The organism is Pseudoalteromonas fenneropenaei, assembly GCF_042643375.1.
Classification (GTDB): domain Bacteria; phylum Pseudomonadota; class Gammaproteobacteria; order Enterobacterales; family Alteromonadaceae; genus Pseudoalteromonas; species Pseudoalteromonas fenneropenaei.
This window is the reverse complement of the sequence record NZ_JBHRSD010000046.1, coordinates 71860-88483: the sequence shown is the minus strand read 5'-3', so window position 1 is coordinate 88483 and position 16624 is coordinate 71860. Positions and strand designations below refer to the sequence as shown.

Annotated in this window: 10 protein-coding genes; 3 read left to right on the top strand and 7 right to left on the bottom strand. The window is 45.1% G+C overall.

The genetic code is table 11. The annotated features are described in order from the left end of the window. Nucleotides 1–116: 116 nt before the first annotated feature. The 3 genes from nagX to nagK form a co-directional block, all read right to left on the bottom strand. Nucleotides 117–1247, bottom strand: a complete 1131-nt coding sequence (gene nagX / locus ACFOEE_RS19455) for a transmembrane glucosamine N-acetyltransferase NagX (RefSeq protein ID WP_377128442.1) — start codon at nucleotides 1245–1247, stop codon at nucleotides 117–119. Between the two features lie 67 nt (nucleotides 1248–1314). Then, nucleotides 1315–2433, bottom strand: coding sequence for an N-acetylglucosamine-6-phosphate deacetylase (gene nagA, locus ACFOEE_RS19450; protein ID WP_377128439.1), 1119 nt, complete (start codon nucleotides 2431–2433; stop codon nucleotides 1315–1317). After that, the gene (gene nagK / locus ACFOEE_RS19445; RefSeq protein ID WP_377128436.1) at nucleotides 2433–3344 is read right to left on the bottom strand and encodes an N-acetylglucosamine kinase; all 912 of its coding nucleotides are present in this window, start codon (nucleotides 3342–3344) and stop codon (nucleotides 2433–2435) included. The genes nagA and nagK overlap by 1 nt, the downstream gene beginning before the upstream one ends. A 264-nt stretch (nucleotides 3345–3608) precedes the next feature. Between nagK and ACFOEE_RS19440 the strand changes: the two genes are divergently transcribed. Further along, nucleotides 3609–4235, top strand: a complete 627-nt coding sequence (locus ACFOEE_RS19440) for a hypothetical protein (protein WP_377128433.1) — start codon at nucleotides 3609–3611, stop codon at nucleotides 4233–4235. After that, on the top strand, nucleotides 4225–4974 hold the full coding sequence (locus ACFOEE_RS19435; protein ID WP_377128448.1) for a DUF3307 domain-containing protein: 750 nt from the start codon (nucleotides 4225–4227) through the stop codon (nucleotides 4972–4974). The genes ACFOEE_RS19440 and ACFOEE_RS19435 overlap by 11 nt, the downstream gene beginning before the upstream one ends. Before the next feature lie 28 nt (nucleotides 4975–5002). On the opposite strand, the gene topA is transcribed toward ACFOEE_RS19435, so the two are convergent. After that, on the bottom strand, nucleotides 5003–7636 hold the full coding sequence (topA, locus tag ACFOEE_RS19430) for a type I DNA topoisomerase (RefSeq protein WP_377128430.1): 2634 nt from the start codon (nucleotides 7634–7636) through the stop codon (nucleotides 5003–5005). Nucleotides 7637–7887: 251 nt separating this feature from the next. Further along, nucleotides 7888–11265, bottom strand: a complete 3378-nt coding sequence (locus ACFOEE_RS19425; protein ID WP_377128427.1) for a hypothetical protein — start codon at nucleotides 11263–11265, stop codon at nucleotides 7888–7890. A gap of 166 nt (nucleotides 11266–11431) precedes the next feature. Here ACFOEE_RS19425 and ACFOEE_RS19420 point away from each other — a divergent pair, with 166 nt between their 5' ends. Then, nucleotides 11432–12757 (top strand): dicarboxylate/amino acid:cation symporter, encoded by a 1326-nt coding sequence (locus ACFOEE_RS19420; protein ID WP_377128424.1) that lies wholly within the window; start codon nucleotides 11432–11434, stop codon nucleotides 12755–12757. Nucleotides 12758–12949: 192 nt separating this feature from the next. Here ACFOEE_RS19420 and sohB read toward each other — a convergent pair whose 3' ends face one another. Together sohB and ACFOEE_RS19410 are read right to left on the bottom strand one after the other, a co-directional pair. Further along, nucleotides 12950–13945 carry a protease SohB gene (gene sohB / locus ACFOEE_RS19415; RefSeq protein ID WP_377128421.1) on the bottom strand — a complete coding sequence of 332 codons (996 nt, stop codon included), beginning with the start codon at nucleotides 13943–13945 and terminating at the stop codon, nucleotides 12950–12952. 90 nt (nucleotides 13946–14035) lie between these two features. Further along, nucleotides 14036–16471 (bottom strand): VolA/Pla-1 family phospholipase, encoded by a 2436-nt coding sequence (locus ACFOEE_RS19410; RefSeq protein ID WP_377128418.1) that lies wholly within the window; start codon nucleotides 16469–16471, stop codon nucleotides 14036–14038. Between the last annotated feature and the right edge of the window lie 153 nt (nucleotides 16472–16624).

Here is a 16624-nt window from a genome sequence, read left to right as displayed (position 1 = left end):
TGGTGAACTCTCGATACTCACTGTGCTTATTAGATCAAAGGGCTAGATCTGTGTCTAGCCCTTTTTCAACAGTCTGAAACCGACCTAAGTCGGTTTGAATTTTATACAAAAAACAATCACACACTAATAAAGAGTTTGCGCTTGTATAACCAGTGCAATACCAGCAGCTGAACCAGCAATAAGCCAAGCACCGCAAAGAGTGGCTGCCACTCATTGGGTAGCGCAGCGATTAAACCACCAAACAAACTGTTACGAATAAACTCCCAATTCACTACACTTGATGCGAGATAAATAATGATTGAGTTAGCGCCGATAATAACAAACGGATAAGCCAACCTTTGACCCGGTAGAATATCAACTAGCACAAAAAACACGGCTAGCAACATAGCACTCCAACCTACCGTCACTAAAACAAAAGAACTGGTCCACAATTCTTTGTTAACTGGAAACTGCAAGTCCCATGACCAACCAAGAGCAAGACTCATTAAACCGGCTGCAAACAATTGTCCTGCCACTTTCCACTCACCGATGTCGCTGCTTTTACTGATTAAACGACCCGCAAACACACCTGCAATTGCATTCACTACTGCAGGGAAACTAGACAAGATCCCTTCAGGGTCAACTGCACGATTTTGATAACTAATACCCGGCAAAAATACGCTGTCGACCCAGGCATTCCAGCTACCTGCACCACCTTGGCTTAAATCACCCGCGCTACCGCCGGGCACAGGGATAAAACAAAGTAGTAACCAGTACGCCAGTAAGATACCTACTCCTGCAAACGCAACTTGGCGTAAGCTTAAGTGCCACACCAGTAACACACACAATAACCAAGCGAACGCGATGCGACCTAAGACACTTGCATAACGCACCTCAGAAAGGTCAGCTGGGATACCCGTGCCCCAGCCGTGGTTATACAAAATACCTAATAAGCACAGCAGCGCAAAACGTTTTAGTGCTTTGCGATAGTAAATAATGCGTTCAGTAGAAGGTAAATGATTGATACGTTTTGGCGCCAAGCCCATTGCAACGCCCGACAAGAAAATGAACAGCGGGAAAATTAAATCGTAAAAAGTAAAACCGTGCCACAGGCTATGCTCTGTGTGTGCCGCAAAAGTCTGCCAACCTTGCCATCCGGTTAAGACCAGTAAGGCTGCAAATATCGATTGGCCACCCAAGATCCATATCATGTCAAAGCCACGTAAGGCGTCCAGTGAGGCAAGGCGTTTTTTTTCTTTTGTTGTCATTTTTGTACTTCCTTAAAATGAAAAAGCCCCGCGTTACAGCTGCGGGGTTTTTATCCAGGGAAAGTGGTTATTGTAATTGTCCACCAATATAGGTTTGCTCGGCAAAAAGCGCATCGCTAAACACCACAAAGTCGGCATCAAAGCCATTTTGTAAACGCCCTTTATGCGTTAAGCCGAGATATTGCGCTGGATATAAAGACGCCATACGCAGACTTTCAGCAAGACTTACATCTAAGGTCTGTACGGTATTACGTACTGCAGCGGCCATATCAAGTACGCTACCTGCTAACTCACCCGTAGTTGAATTAAGACGATCGCCGGTACGTATTACTTTACGACCATCAAAGAAATCAAATTCGGCCATATCTGTACCAACTGGTGGCATGGCATCCGTTACCAACAGCATTTTGCCGCGTTGCTTGGTGCGAATTGCCAATTTAGCCGATGCAGGATGAACATGATGACCATCTACAATCAGACCACACCAGCTAGTGTCGTCCCATAATGCTGCACCAACCACGCCCGGCTCACGTGAGGTAAAAGCAGACATGGCATTAAATAAATGCGTAAACCCATCAGCACCTGCTGCAATTGCGGCCATAGTCGTAGCGTAATCCGCATTAGAGTGACCGATACAGACTTTTACACCTAGGCTGACCAAACGCTCAATATCTGCAAGGGGCACTGTTTCGGGTGCTAAAGTAACCATTTTAATGCCAATATCATCACGACCATAAACGGCAAATTCGGCTTCACTGATTGGGCGAATAAATTGCTCACTGTGCGTGCCCTTTTTCGGGTAAGACAAGTGTGGCCCTTCAAAATGCACACCCAAAATACCAAGGCTACGCTCAGCAATGGCTTGTGCAGTCGCATCAGCGGCACGCTGCATAACTTCAACGCTATCGGTAATAAGCGTTGGCATAATCGCAGTTGAACCAAAACGCGCGTGCGCCGATAAAATTGTTTCTAAGCATGCTACGGATTGCTCAGCATTGAAGAAACCACCACCGCCGCCGTTGACTTGAACATCAATAAAGCCAGGTACCACAGTGCCTTGCAGCTGAGTTGCTGCTGGCGTGCTATCGCCGAAATAAAATTTGCCGTTGTCGACATAAAAACTGCAATCGTGATGAAAGGTCTCACCATCGAACAAACGTTCAGCACGGAAATATTGTAGTGCCATTAACCTACCTCTTTAGAATGTGCTGCGAGTGCATGCTGAGCAAAATAAATAGCGCCCATTTCTGGTGGCTGAATTGCGGGTTCAACTCGGATTGCAACATCTGGCGCGAGCCATTTTTGCAAAGGTTCAGCCAAACCACCAATCATAGTTAACCGTGGTGGATTACTTTCTAACAAGCGTTTGGCAAGGCGGCTAATATAGTCCGCGCCCTCTTGCACTATCGCTTTCGCTACGACATCACCGGCGTCCGCAGCAGCCAACACAAAGCGCGCCAATTTTGCATAACTACTCGACGGCTGACCCGCCATTTGCTCTGCGATACCCATGGCATTTTTTGCTTGAAAGTGCTCTTTAAGCGCATCAGACAGCGCTGTCTTTTGACCTAAACCATCCAAGTCTTCCAGTACCGCTTTAACTGCTTCCAATCCCATCCAAGCGCCGCTGCCTTTGTCACCTTGTGCAAAACCGTGACCGCCATAATTGACTGTCTGACCATTGACGATGGCAAAACCACAAGAACCTGTACCTGTAATAATCACCGCACCATCTTGACCTTCATGCGCGCCAATACAAGCCGTGTGCAGATCGGTTGTCAAAAACATCTGCTTAAACGGGTGATCCCACTGCATAATTTTGTCATATAAGTTAGGTAAATTAACCCCAGCTAAGCCAAGCCCAGCAATTAACTCATGCACTTGTTCGACTCGAAGGCCTGCATCGCGCATCGCCAACTGAGTTGAAAGCATAATAGACTCTAATGCGCGCTCAAAACCATGTAAAGGATTCGCAGGTCCACCTAAACCTGTGCCAAGCACACCTCGAGACGCAGAATAAATAGTCGCGCGACACTTAGTACCGCCGCCATCTATTCCTATAAACAATTGCTCTTGCTGTGCGCTCGTAGCTATCATGCAGCGACCCCTAATCTCTTTATTCAATATCGCGACTAATATCGTCGCTTGTGGATTGTTGTTGATTTAATGTTACACACAAAATGACAGCGTTGTCATTATTTTTTTGAAATAATTTGTCAGTAATATGAACTTAGATACTATTACATAGATTGCAATGACTGTCTCGTAGATTTTTCCTTGAAAAAGTAACCATTTCGAATTACTTTGATATATGTAACCTAATTTGATTACTTAACCTTCACCCCCTACAACAGAGGTCCTATGTATCAGGCTGTATTAAGTGGCGATATAGTTCACTCAAGTAAACTGGCCGCTAAGCAATACGAGTACTTGTTGGCAAAACTGTCAGAGCAGCTGGCAGAACTTAAAGTTCGCTACCAAAGCGACCACTATTTCTTTCGCGGTGATGGTTTCCAAGTATGGGTGCCAAACGCCCGGCATGCCTGGCATGTTGCGTTGTTACTACGCCTGCAAATGATAATGCTCAAAGTCGATGCTAGGGTGGCGATAGCGGTTGCTCCACAGCAATCCCACCGAGACAACCTAGCCACCTCAACTGGTCCTGCTTTTACACTTTCAGGCCAAGCTCTAGATACCATGAAGCCGCAGCGCTTTGCCTGCGTTATTGCCGACACTGTGTTAGATCCGCATTTCGCTCTCAATATCTTGTTTATTGATCACTTGCTACAGCATCTTACCCCCCGTCAAGCTGAGGTATTACTGAGTTATTTTACAAGTGACTTAGAGGGTAAGCGCAATCTACATGAAACAATAGCGCAGCAATTGGGCAGTAGCCGCGTCAATATTACACGTTTACTGAATCAAGCAAACTACCAACTCATTGAACGTTTTCTTGGGCTTACGGAGGCGCTTTGTGATGCACTTTGAAGTGACTATCTTATTCTTGAGCTTATTACTTAGCCACCTAATAGCCGACTTCCATTGGCAACCTTACACTTGGGTGCAAGACCGCAACCGCTACCACTTTCGCTCCCGCAAATTACGTTGGCACTGTGCAATTCATACCATAGTAGGGTTCATGGTACTTGCCAGCTGGACACATTACGTTGGCTGGCAGGAATATATCTATGCAGCTTGGCTGGCATTAATTATCGGTCTGAGTCATTTCGTTATTGATGTCGCCAAGTCCTATTCTAGTGGCAACACCCTCGCTTTTTTACTCGACCAAGCCGCACATATTATGGTGCTTATGTGGGTGAGTGTTTTAATGCTCGACATCAGCTTGGCGGCGCTACTACTCAAACCGCAGTCTCCTTTAGCTGAGATATTGGTGGTAGTAATTGGTTACGCTTTGGTAGTCAATCCTTGTTCCGTATTTATTAGCATCACCCTAGAAAAGTGGCCATGGTTACGACCGCCATCCGACTCGCTACCTAAGGCTGGCCATTATATTGGGGTATTAGAACGGATCTTGATCTTAACTTTCGTGTTGTTAGGGGAATTCACTGCGGTCGGTTTTGTCCTTGCGGCAAAATCCATCTTTCGCTTTGGTGATTTAACCGCCAGTAAAGAGAAGCAACTGACAGAATATGTGATGCTCGGCACTTTACTGAGCGTTGTGACCACGGTATTAATTGGCATCGCAGTTAGGCAGCTTATCGCCTGATAGCAAAAAGGCCCTTTCGGGCCTTTAATTATTTTTTCTTACTTGGTGCATCCACCAACCACTTACCTTGCTCATAAGTGGCTTTCCAGCCTGTCGCTTTACCGTCAACCTCAGTCATGACGTACTGAGTTTTGGTTTTACGAGAATAGCGGACAATCGCTAAATTACCTTCGTCATCCTGCTCAGGCGCTTCCGTCAGATATAGGAACTTAGGTGATAATCTCTCTTTAAAGCGCACTAACTCAGCCACTTTAGGTGCACGTGTTTCACGCGATTTCGGGAAATTATGCGCAGCTAAGAAAATCCCCGAAGCACCATCACGTAACACAAAATAGGCATCCGACTTTTCACACGGTAATTCAGGTAAATGCACCGGATCTTCTTTTGGCGGCGCTGCCTCACCATTTTTCAACAACTTACGGGTGTTTTTACACTCGCCGTTGGTACAATCAAAGTACTTGCCAAAACGCCCTGACTTCAACTGCATTTCTGAACCACATTTGTCACACTCAATCAGTGGACCGTCGTAGCCTTTAAGCTTAAAGGCACCTTCTTCAATCAAATAACCATGACATGCCGGATTATTACCACAAACATGCAACTTGCGGCCTTCATCCAGCAAATAGGAATCCATTGCTGTTTCACAGATAGGGCAACGTTTCATTTGCATCAAAGAGGCTGTTTCTTCATCTTCTGCGTCAGCTGCAACAGCTTCTGCGCCTGGCAACAAGTTAATGGTGGTAGTACAACGCTCTTTCGGTGGTAAGTTATAACCTGTACAACCTAAAAACACCCCCGTGGACGCGGTACGAATACCCATTTTTCTACCACACGTAGGACAATCAATATCGGTTTCAACCATTTGATTTTGACGCATGCCGCCTTCAGCCTCATCGCTCGCCGCGATGTTTAACTGATTTGAGAAATCGGCATAAAAGCTGTCTAGCACTTGCGTCCAAACACGCTCACCTTCTGCGATGTCATCCAGCTGGCCTTCCATTTTAGCGGTAAAATCATAGTCCATCAGATCATCAAAGTTTTCAACCAAGCGATCGGTAACAATTTCACCCATTTTCTCAGCGTAAAAACGGCGATTATCAACGCGTACGTAACCGCGGTCTTGAATGGTTGAAATGATAGAAGCATAAGTTGACGGACGACCAATGCCTCTTTTCTCTAATTCTTTAACTAAACTTGCTTCACTAAAACGCGCTGGCGGCTTAGTAAAGTGCTGTTTCGGATCAAGCGCTTCAAGTGTCAGCATTTCACCAACAGCGACTGCTGGCAACGCTTGCTCCTCTTCATTTTTCTTGCGTATCGCAGGTTGCACGCGAGTCCAACCATCAAAACGCAGTACGCGACCTTTGGCTTTTAAGGTGTAATCGCCCGCAGCTACGGTTAATGTCGTCAAGTCGTATTCTGCCGCTGTCATCTGACACGCCACAAACTGGCGCCAGATCAACTCGTAGAGCTTTTTCGCATCGGCTTCTACACCATCTAAGTGGCCTGACAAAATTGCCACGTTTGAGGGACGAATGGCTTCGTGCGCCTCTTGCGCATTGTCTTTTGAACTATAACGTATTGGCGCATCAGGTAAATATTTATCACCAAACTCAGTTGCGACATAATCACGGCACATATTGACCGCTTCAGCCGACAAATTGGTTGAGTCAGTACGCATATAAGTGATGTAACCCGCTTCATAAAGTCGCTGGGCTAACATCATAGTTTTCTTCACCCCATAACCTAAGCGAGTACTTGCCGCTTGTTGCATGGTTGAGGTGATAAAAGGTGCACTTGGTTTACTTTTGCTTGGCTTTTCTTCAGCCTCAACAACTTTATAGGTTGCACTCTGCAACGCGGTGACCGCGCTCATCGCCTGTGCTTTATTGACTGGCTTGAAGGCTTGACCAAGATGCTTAACGACTTCTAAACGAAGCGGCTCAAGCTTGGCTTTCACATCCGCATGAACGTCCCAAAACTCCTCTGGCACAAACGCTTTAATTTCGCGCTCACGCTCAACTAGCAGGCGCACTGCAACGGACTGCACACGTCCTGCTGACAAGCCGCGCGCGACTTTTTGCCACAGCAATGGAGAGACCATAAAACCCACTACGCGGTCAAGGAAGCGACGTGCTTGCTGCGCATTCACCATATCAAGGTTTACGTCTGCTGGGGCTTCAAATGCTTGTTTGATAGCATTTTTGGTAATTTCGTTAAAAACGACGCGGCGATATTTGCTGGCATCACCACCTATAATTTGCTGAAGATGCCAAGCGATGGCTTCCCCTTCTCTATCCAAGTCCGTTGCGAGGAAAACGCTGTCAGCGTCTTCTGCGAGCTTTTTCAGCTCCTGCACTACTTTCTCTTTACCTGGTAGAATTTCGTAATGCGGCTCCCAACCATTGGCAGGATCAATACCCATACGGGCAACCAGATTACTGTAATCTTTTTGCTTTTTGTATTCGGCCTTTTCTTCTGGGCTCATTTTGCGCACATCAGCAGCACTCTTGGTTGCACTGCCTTTGGTTTTGCCTGCACCTGAGGTAGGTAAGTCACGAATGTGCCCAACGCTAGACTTAACGATATAGTCTTTACCAAGATACTTATTGATGGTTTTAGCCTTTGCGGGAGACTCTACGATTACTAGCGATTTGCCCATAGCTGCCTATTTTCTATCTCAAAATGTGTGTTTTCGCTCGACGCCAGACACCTGCCTAGCCCAACTATTTTATAGGTATATCTACAATCACCTAATGTGACAAGCTTTAAATACAATCTTTTAGCCGATTAAATAATAATTACACAAGTTTTGTTGCATATTTGCACAATCGACCCAGATTGCTTTAAAAGCGCGGGACTATAACGAAAAAGAAACAAAAAAGCCAACTTTGCAGTTGGCTTTGTGGATTGTTAGCCGGCGTCGGCGACCGTCAGTGACGCTGTGGTCTTGGTGCCGCTCGGCGTTTCAAAGATAAATTGAACGGTCCCTGAGCTCGAATCATTACTCTCCACTTCACGTGACAAGTTAAATGAATAACCCAACGCAAATGTGGTATTGGTGTTCCCCAACTCATCACTGCTTGGGCCACTGTACTTACCATTGTCGGACGTAATACTAATTGAGGTCTCTGCAGGTAACGGATTATTGTTAATGTCACTGTATAATAAAGCAACATTCAACGAGCGTAAGCCAATATCATAGGTTTCTACCGTACCGTTGGAATCTGAATCTACTGTAAAAATAATCGGCGATAAGTTTAAGAAAGCTATGTCACAGAAACCTGACTGATCTGAAGGCTCTAACTGTAGTACTAATTGATTGTTCACTACTAAATTGCTGCAGGTATCTGCAATCGAATAGTTAATTGCTGCGCCAAGAGTCGGCACAGAAATGACTGTACCTTTGGCAACCACAAAACGATAAAACGCATTGCTGCCCGACATGACCAGCTCAACAGATTTCCACACATCAACCAAAGTTTTGGTGCATTTACCTGCTGCAAAAGCAGCTTCGCTACAGCTTAAACCATTATATTTACTGTCAGGGCCGGTGAACGCGCCATTTCCATCGGTATCAAACAATTGTTCGAAATGACCCGCGTTTGTATAAATAGGATCGCAAGGGTCATTATTTTGTCCCGATAAACAATGGATACCCTCATATACACCGTTTTCGTTGTCATCGCGAAACGCTTCTGAACTATCAAATACGCTGGCAAACTCACTTCTGTCGGTGGTCGCATCATAATCAAAAATGCCATTACCATTCACGTCGTTGAAGTTTTCTTCCCCTAAGGTTTTTGCCAATAAGGTAACGCGCCCACGTAGTGGTACTCCGTCTTTGTCATCTTTCGCATTGAGAATGCCGAAAGTACATGGAGCGGCCAAAGAAAAGTAACGGTCGCAATTACGAGTACCTTCCAACACGCTTGCGGGTAATGAGGCATTGGCAACTGCTTTAACTTGCTGCTCTGAAGGGTTTGAATTGCCTAGACCAATTAAATAAGAACGTTTTGCTTGGTAGAGCTTTTTCGGATTATATGAGTGAATTTGGTTACCCCACTGCGCTTCAGAAAACGGGACGCGGTTCTGGCTTACCCATACGACTTCACATCTACCATCAATTACTTCACAATCTAACGTTGGACCATATTGGTCACCAGTTACACTACCAACTGCACCGCCTTCGGTCGTCAAATATACTTGCGTACCATCCGGAACAAAATTGCCATATCGGTCTGCAGCGTTTACCGTCACTGGCACTTGCACGTTTGTAAAGTCACCAGTTTCACTATTAATTGTTTCTGCGCTCACACTAAATGAAGATTGTACGGGCAGCCCACTGGTTACTGCCAACCGGCTGGAAATTGAGTTGATCACTGTATCTTGCGCTAACAAAGTGAGTGTACCTGCAGGGCAGTTTGCGGGCTTAGGCGTGACTTGGCAGGCATCAAACTGCTCTTGCCAACACGTCACATCGTTATTGGTATCACTTGGAATTGCACTTTCAGGAATGTAACAAGCTTGTACCACAAAGGTCGAAGGCACATTCCCCGCATTCACGATAACACGCGCAATACCTTGCGAATCTGTATCGATCGAATTAGACGATAGATAAGTATCGCCATTTTGTCCTACTAAGCGAAAATCCATTCGCTGATTAGCCACATTTCCGCCAATTGAGTTAATGAGCTTAAATGAAACTTCAGAGAATTCTTTGCGGTTTTTACCACCTGCGCCTTTAATCGCCAATACCTTTTCGGTTACATCAATAAATTGAATTGATGTAACTTTTGCCGCTGCTACTGGAATATTAACTTGGCTCGTTTCGGTACTGCCCCCTTTGGAAACCGTCACCACGACTTCATCACCCGTCGAAATCTGACAGCCTGTATTACGGTAAGTAGATAACGCTATACCGCCCACACTGGTGGTTTTAGGATCAATTACTGCTGTACCTAACTGTGAACAGCCTGATGAAAACTCAACATCAAGTGGGCTGGTGATAAGTGCATTGGCTTGGTCACGGATCTCCACTCGGATCAGAGTAGTTTCGCCTGCGCCCAGCGGAATATATTTACCTTGGCTATCCTTATTCAAACCGTTGCTGATGACCAACTCAATTTCCTGCGAGCCGGTTTCAAAGGCTAGAGTCTTAGTTACGTTATTCACTTGCGCCGTTAAAATACCGGCGCCACCTTGTAAGCTCGGCTGAAGCTTAAGTAGCGCAAAACCAAATTTATCAGTGATAGTCTTGCCCGACTCAGGCAAGATACGGCCAAGATCAGAGGTCAAAGTAGTCAGTGTATTTGCGGCGCCATCGCCTGATTTGCTGTCTCGTACTTCAACTAATACATCCACTAACGCTGTTGAAGTGACTTTATTGGTTGCTTTACAGCCTTTTTGTGCTGCTAAGGTATTAAGTGCAACAGTGTCTCTATTTTCATCCCAACCAGCAGGGCAATCACTGTAGAGCTGGATATCAACTAAAAGCGCCGAGCCGTCAATCACAGCCGCATCACCTGACGAGTAAAACACCGCGGTTTTACGGTATTCATTACCATCTTCGTCGGTAAAGGTTGCTATAACCTGACCTGCACCTTTACTTTCACCACTGCTCAAAGTAATAACAGCCAAACCATTATCATCTGTTATACCCGTACCAATTTCAGGCTCTATTTTACCTGTATACCTTGCTTCAAAAGATACTAATTGGCGCTTAAAAGCCTCACCTTTATTGGTTAACGTTGCTTTTACAGTACCAGGATTTGCCTTGGTAATGGGATTTGCGGCGTTGAAAATATTTCCCTCCGCGTCAACAACATCAAGCTCTACAACAATATTATTTGGCGTCGTTGGATCAGTTCCGCCAGAAGAGGAAAAGAGGAATTTGCCGCTGTAAGTTTTCTCACCTATGGTTGCATTCGCCGTTATTTCACCCGCCCCGGCGGTCGCGATAGCTTTAACCACAATACTGGCATGGCCTTGGCTGTCTGTTAATACTGAGCCTGACTCAGGGGATAAAACAGCATAGTCATCCACTGAAAATATCACTCTCACATTGCCAAGTGGATTGCCATCTTTAGTTAAGTGAGCCACAACCAGCAGAGGCGATTCGCCTGAAAGCTGATTGCTGGTTTCTCCTGTGTTTTGACTTTGACCTTTCAAAGTCAATGAGTAGGCACTGTTGTCAGTGGTGGTTCCATCTTTTTCAATACTACCACCACCGCCACATGCGGCTAACAAAAAGCTCAATGCTAATAGCGTAAACCAGCGAATTATAGGCATTCACCCCTCTCCCTAGTATTCATAGTTATTGTTTAATTAACCAATGTTAACTCAGAAAGCAGATGAAAATCACAATTTTTTCGTAAGTTTTTTATCGTTTTTCACTGCATAAAATGCCAATGACTGGTACGCTATAGCGATTTTTTCAATTTTATTAACCCCATTTATGTCTAAGATGCGCACAATGAGTCTAACAACACGCATTATGGTCGGTATGCTACTTGGTATAGCGACCGGATTAATTTTGCAATTTATTTTTGGTGATCAACACGATATCACCATCCCTCTAGGATTGTTTGAGTTCCCTGTCAAAGCTTTCTTTGTTGACGGTCTGTTTCATATTGGTGGTCAAATCTTTATCGCCAGCTTAAAAATGCTAGTCGTACCTTTAGTGTTTATCTCTTTAGTGTGCGGAACGTGCAGTTTAAGTGACCCGAAAAAACTAGGTAGACTGGGCGGAAAGTCCATCCTGTTATATTTAATCACTACTGCAATTGCGATTACTGTCGCGATTGGCTTTGCACTTGTTATCTCGCCGGGTACAGGGGTTACTGTACCGACAGATGCAACTTTTGACGCTAAGCAAGCGCCAACCTTAGTGGATGTCATCATTGGCATGTTCCCAACTAATCCTATTGACGCTATGGCAAATGGCAACATGTTGCAAATTATCGTTTTCGCCTTGCTTTTTGGTATTGCAATGGCACTCAGTGGCGAGTCAGGCAAACGAGTAGCGGCGCTTTTTGATGACCTCAATAATGTTGTGCTGAAATTGGTGACTTTGTTAATGAACTTGGCCCCTTATGGCGTGTTCTGTTTGATGGCAAAGTTGTTTACTACCATAGATATGGGACTTATCCGCAGTTTGCTGCTGTACTTTTTAACCGTACTTGCGGCTTTGTTCTTCCATGGGCTGGTAAATTACAGCGTTATCCTGAAACTCTTTACTGGCTTAAATCCGATCTTATTTTTAAAGAAAATGGAAGATGCCTGTATGTTCGCGTTTAGTACCTCAAGTTCTAGTGCGACTATGCCAGTTACCTTAGAAACAGCGACCAAAAAGCTTGGTGCGAAAAACTCCGTTGCCTCTTTTACCATCCCACTTGGTGCGACCATTAATATGGACGGCACAGCCATTATGCAGGGCGTTGCCACCGTATTTATTGCACAAGTTTTTGCCGTTGACTTGTCTGTGAGCGACTATCTGATGGTGATTGTGACTGCTACTTTAGCTTCGGTTGGTACTGCAGGTGTGCCTGGGGTGGGCTTAATTATGCTCGCTATGGTACTTAATCAAGTAGGTCTGCCAGTTGAAGGTATCGCCATTATCATTGGTGTAGATCGCTTACTTGATATGACCCGCACCGCGGTCAATATCACAGGTGATTGTATGGTGACATGTATCGTTGCAAAATCAGAAGGTGAATTAGACGAAAAAATCTTTCATGACCCGAATGCAGCGAAAAAGCTCGAAACCTATCCGCCGGTGTAATGGTGACAAAAAACCCCGCTTTAGCTGCGGGGTTTTTATAACTATACCCTTTCCAATTGACGTTGCAGCGGTGTTAGCTTCGTTTCCTCCACCAAGCACATAGGAAACCTGTGCTCATGATGGCCCCTTTATTGCCGCCTACCTGCAACTCCAAACTGTGTGCAAGCTGTGTGGGTATACAAACCGCATATTCTATTGGAATCTAAACCGCTCAATAACCTTCAGGAAGGCATTTTCCAATGACATGCTCAATCCTAGCCCTAGCTTTTCAGCTATGGCCTTTTTCATTTTGTACTGTACTTTAAACACTTGCGTAGTTTGGTTGGCGCGTAAAATTAAGTCGTCGCTGGTCGCCAGCTCGTCTACCAAGGCAAGTTCAAACGCCTGTTTAGCAAACCAATGCTCTCCTGTTGCCACTTTATCAATATCAACCTTAGGACGTGCTGTTGCGACAAACTGCTTGAATAACCCATGGGTCTGTTCAATTTCTTGCTTAAACTTTTCACGGCCTTTATCGGTGTTTTCGCCGAATAAGGTTAATGTGCGTTTATATTCGCCAGCAGTGATCTGTTCATAGTCGATATCAAACTTTTTCAATACCTTATTAAAGTTAGGTATCTGCGCAATAACGCCAATCGAACCTACGATGGCAAACGGCGCTGCAACAATCTTATCCGCAATACACGCCATCATATACCCGCCACTAGCAGCCACTTTATCAATCGCGATAGTGAGTGGTATTTCTGCATCCTTTAAACGCTGTAATTGCGACGCGGCTAGGCCATAACCGTGCACCACTCCACCGCCACTTTCTAAGCACAGTAACACCTGATCTTGACTTTTATCTGCCAAATTCAAAATCACGGTTACTTCCTCACGTAATGCCGCAACTTCGTGAGCATCTAAACTACCTTTAAATTCAATAACAAAGGTTTTACCTTGTGGTTTATCAGGGGCTTGCTTTTTTTGCTCCTTTTGACGTTTTTTCAACTCCTTTTTATCTAACGTTTGCGCCAAAAAATCTTCTTTAGTCTGCTTTAACTGCTCGCTCACATCGGTGACTTCAATGCTGCCTTTACGGCGCGGCTTTTGCCCAGCACTCGCAATAAGCGCGACAATAATGGCTATTGCCAACACAAAAGTCAGGGTTTTCGCAAAAAACATCCCATATTCATATAAAAATTCCAATGGCTTAACCTCTTAATGACAAATACCTGTGCTATTGCACCATAAAAAAAAGCCGCTCGAAAGCGGCTTTTTGTAAAAGTATGAGACAGTTTATTCTGCAATCACTCTGCTATCCAAAATTGGCAGCATACTTCCACGAGAAGCGAGATAGGCAGCAACTTGATATTGCATCTCTTGATTTGCAAGCGCATGACCAAGTTCAGTCCCGCCTGCTTCAGCTCGATAAGCAGGAGTTAATACCGAGCCGTGATGACCTTGCGAAAACTTCACTACATAACTTGCTGGCGCGCCAACAGGTTGTGAGGTTGAAACAGCCTGTAAGCCCATGTAGCCTGCCAGTGGCAAACTGCCAGCAAGTGGGTTTGCAGTCGTAGGTGGGATAACGGTATCTGGCTTATTGCCATCATCATTACCAACTACTACGTTCATATAAATCGGCGTACCAGTCGCTTTAACCGCGGCCGCATAGTTCGTTGGGTCACCTGCATCTAGTGCTGTTTGCGCAGCAAATACAAATTGTGACATTAAGCTACTGATCCCAGCTAAGGTTTTAGTATCACCCGCCGCTGTTTTATCAGCAACATAAGATTTAAAGCCACATGTTAGGAAAGCTTCTTGATTAGGCAATGTTGCCGCACAATTGGCAACTGCACCTTCAGCTAAGTAAGCATTAAACTCTTTGGCTAACAAGTTACCTGCAGAAGCAAGCACAGAACCTTGGATAAACGAACCAAAAGAGCCTGACTCAAGTAAGAAACTTGCGATACCACCGCCACCACTTGCAAGGGCTACTGTGTTAACTTTAAACAAACCATCAATCGCAGGATTAAGTGGTGTGTTCGCTTGAGCGATAAAACCAGGGGCAACAATTGAACCCAATGAATGACCAACAAAGCTTACATCTAACGAGTTAAGACCTTGTGTTTGTGCAATGGTATGCAGACCTAAACGAAGTCCTAGTAAATCAGCAACCGATTGACGTAAGTTGTCACGCGCTACTAACAAGCTGCTTAAGTTCATGTAAGCAAGCACTGATTTAGTCGTCGCGTTGAAATCATCAGTACCATCGCCGTCTACATCAATACCACGTTCACCATGCATTGGGTGGTCAATTGCAACTGTGGCGAAACCTTGAATAGTTAATGCCGCAGTCAATGCCAACATGTCTTCTTTCTTCGAAGTGATACCGTGTTGCAGGATCACCACTGGCCAACCTGTGGCTGGCATACTAAGGGCTGGCATACCAAGTTGAGCACGCACAGCATTGATCACTTGTAGATCTGCCATTGGTTTAGTGATTTGTACTGGAATGTTCGCTAACCACTGCGTTTTTGGAATACTGTTGTATTTTGTTAGGTGACGCGTAGGGTCTAAGCCTAAATCACGTAACGCACCACCACTTAATGCAGCACAAACTGCATCAGATGGAGTTTGAGGTTCTGCTGGGAAACTGTCGCCTGCTTGCGCTTTGTAACCCAATACCGTTACTGCGCTGTCACACATACCTTGCCAGTATGTATCAGCCAAAGCATCAATGCCTGTTGCTTGCGGCTTGGCTAAGTAGCTCGGCAACGCAATACTGCCTTTTAAGTACTGCACACCACTAAATGGCACAGGAATATTGGTCATGCCCGCTGCAGCAAATACGTTCGCAACTGTAATCGTAGGTTGAGCCGGTACTTGAATGGTAGGCAGCTGATTTTGTTGCAGTCCGGCAGCGAGCAACTTTTTAACTGTACCGAGTACTTGACCCGCTGACTGCGTAGTCATTGCCGCAGTGTAGATAATGTCTGCTTTTGTGACGTCTGTTTGTGACTCAAGCGCATTTTCATAACTGCGAATAACTGCTTGCAAGCCTTTTTGCGCATCAGTCACTAAATTGCCATCTTGACGCACTAAAGTATAGGTAGAAGATGCTTCAATGCTGCGCCCTTCTGAATCTTTAAGCTGAGTCGTCAACACCGTAATATAAGTAGTGGCGGGCTTAAACGGCTTAATTGGTACAACCATAATGCCATTATTAGTGCTGTTCGCTTTTGAGATAAAGTCTTGACCGAAGCTCAACTCACCGACCACTTTACAGGCGATACCCGCTGGCACTTGCGCACAATCCGTGTCGGTTTGGCTCGCACCCATAGTGACTTCAAAAATGCGTACTGAATCTGGCATCGCAACTGAACTTGCATCTAGCGAGACGTTTTGTGGTATCGCTAAATCAATCACATACGGTAGTTGGGTTGACCAACCATCCAACGCACCTAGCGCAACTTGTGGGTTGGCATAAGCAGTGCGTGGCATTGCCTGGCCTTGAGCATTAAATTCGCCAGGCATATTTAATGTACCGTCTTTAGTACCGCTCATCAGTAGGTCATTAGGTACAGACACCACGCTGCTCGACGGATCGAATTTTACTGCAATAGCAGGCTTTAAAACTGGTGTTTCATTTTTGATGTCTTGCAGCGTTTCACCACCGCCACATCCTGTAAGCGCCGCTGTAATTGCAAGTGAGAGTAGCATTTTTTTCATGTGTTTCGGCTCCGACGAAATTTATTCTTATTCTCGAACTTCGTAAAAAACATTAGTTAATACGATGTAATATCGTTTTTAATGAGACATTAGACCAGTTAAACTTAACGTAAAGTGTAGCGTTTCGCCACCCCTATTTACAACAATTTCGAT

Bases quoted from the DNA above. Each gene is read 5' to 3' on its own strand.
- ACFOEE_RS19410 (WP_377128418.1), bottom strand. From the start codon at position 16,471: ATGAAAAAAATGCTACTCTCACTTGCAATTACAGCGGCGCTTACAGGA.
- nagK (WP_377128436.1), bottom strand. From the start codon at position 3,344: ATGATAGCTACGAGCGCACAGCAAGAGCAATTGTTTATAGGAATAGAT.
- nagX (WP_377128442.1), bottom strand. From the start codon at position 1,247: ATGACAACAAAAGAAAAAAAACGCCTTGCCTCACTGGACGCCTTACGT.
- ACFOEE_RS19420 (WP_377128424.1), top strand. From the start codon at position 11,432: ATGTCTAAGATGCGCACAATGAGTCTAACAACACGCATTATGGTCGGT.
- ACFOEE_RS19435 (WP_377128448.1), top strand. From the start codon at position 4,225: ATGCACTTTGAAGTGACTATCTTATTCTTGAGCTTATTACTTAGCCAC.
- ACFOEE_RS19425 (WP_377128427.1), bottom strand. From the start codon at position 11,265: ATGCCTATAATTCGCTGGTTTACGCTATTAGCATTGAGCTTTTTGTTA.
- topA (WP_377128430.1), bottom strand. From the start codon at position 7,636: ATGGGCAAATCGCTAGTAATCGTAGAGTCTCCCGCAAAGGCTAAAACC.
- nagA (WP_377128439.1), bottom strand. From the start codon at position 2,433: ATGGCACTACAATATTTCCGTGCTGAACGTTTGTTCGATGGTGAGACC.
- ACFOEE_RS19440 (WP_377128433.1), top strand. From the start codon at position 3,609: ATGTATCAGGCTGTATTAAGTGGCGATATAGTTCACTCAAGTAAACTG.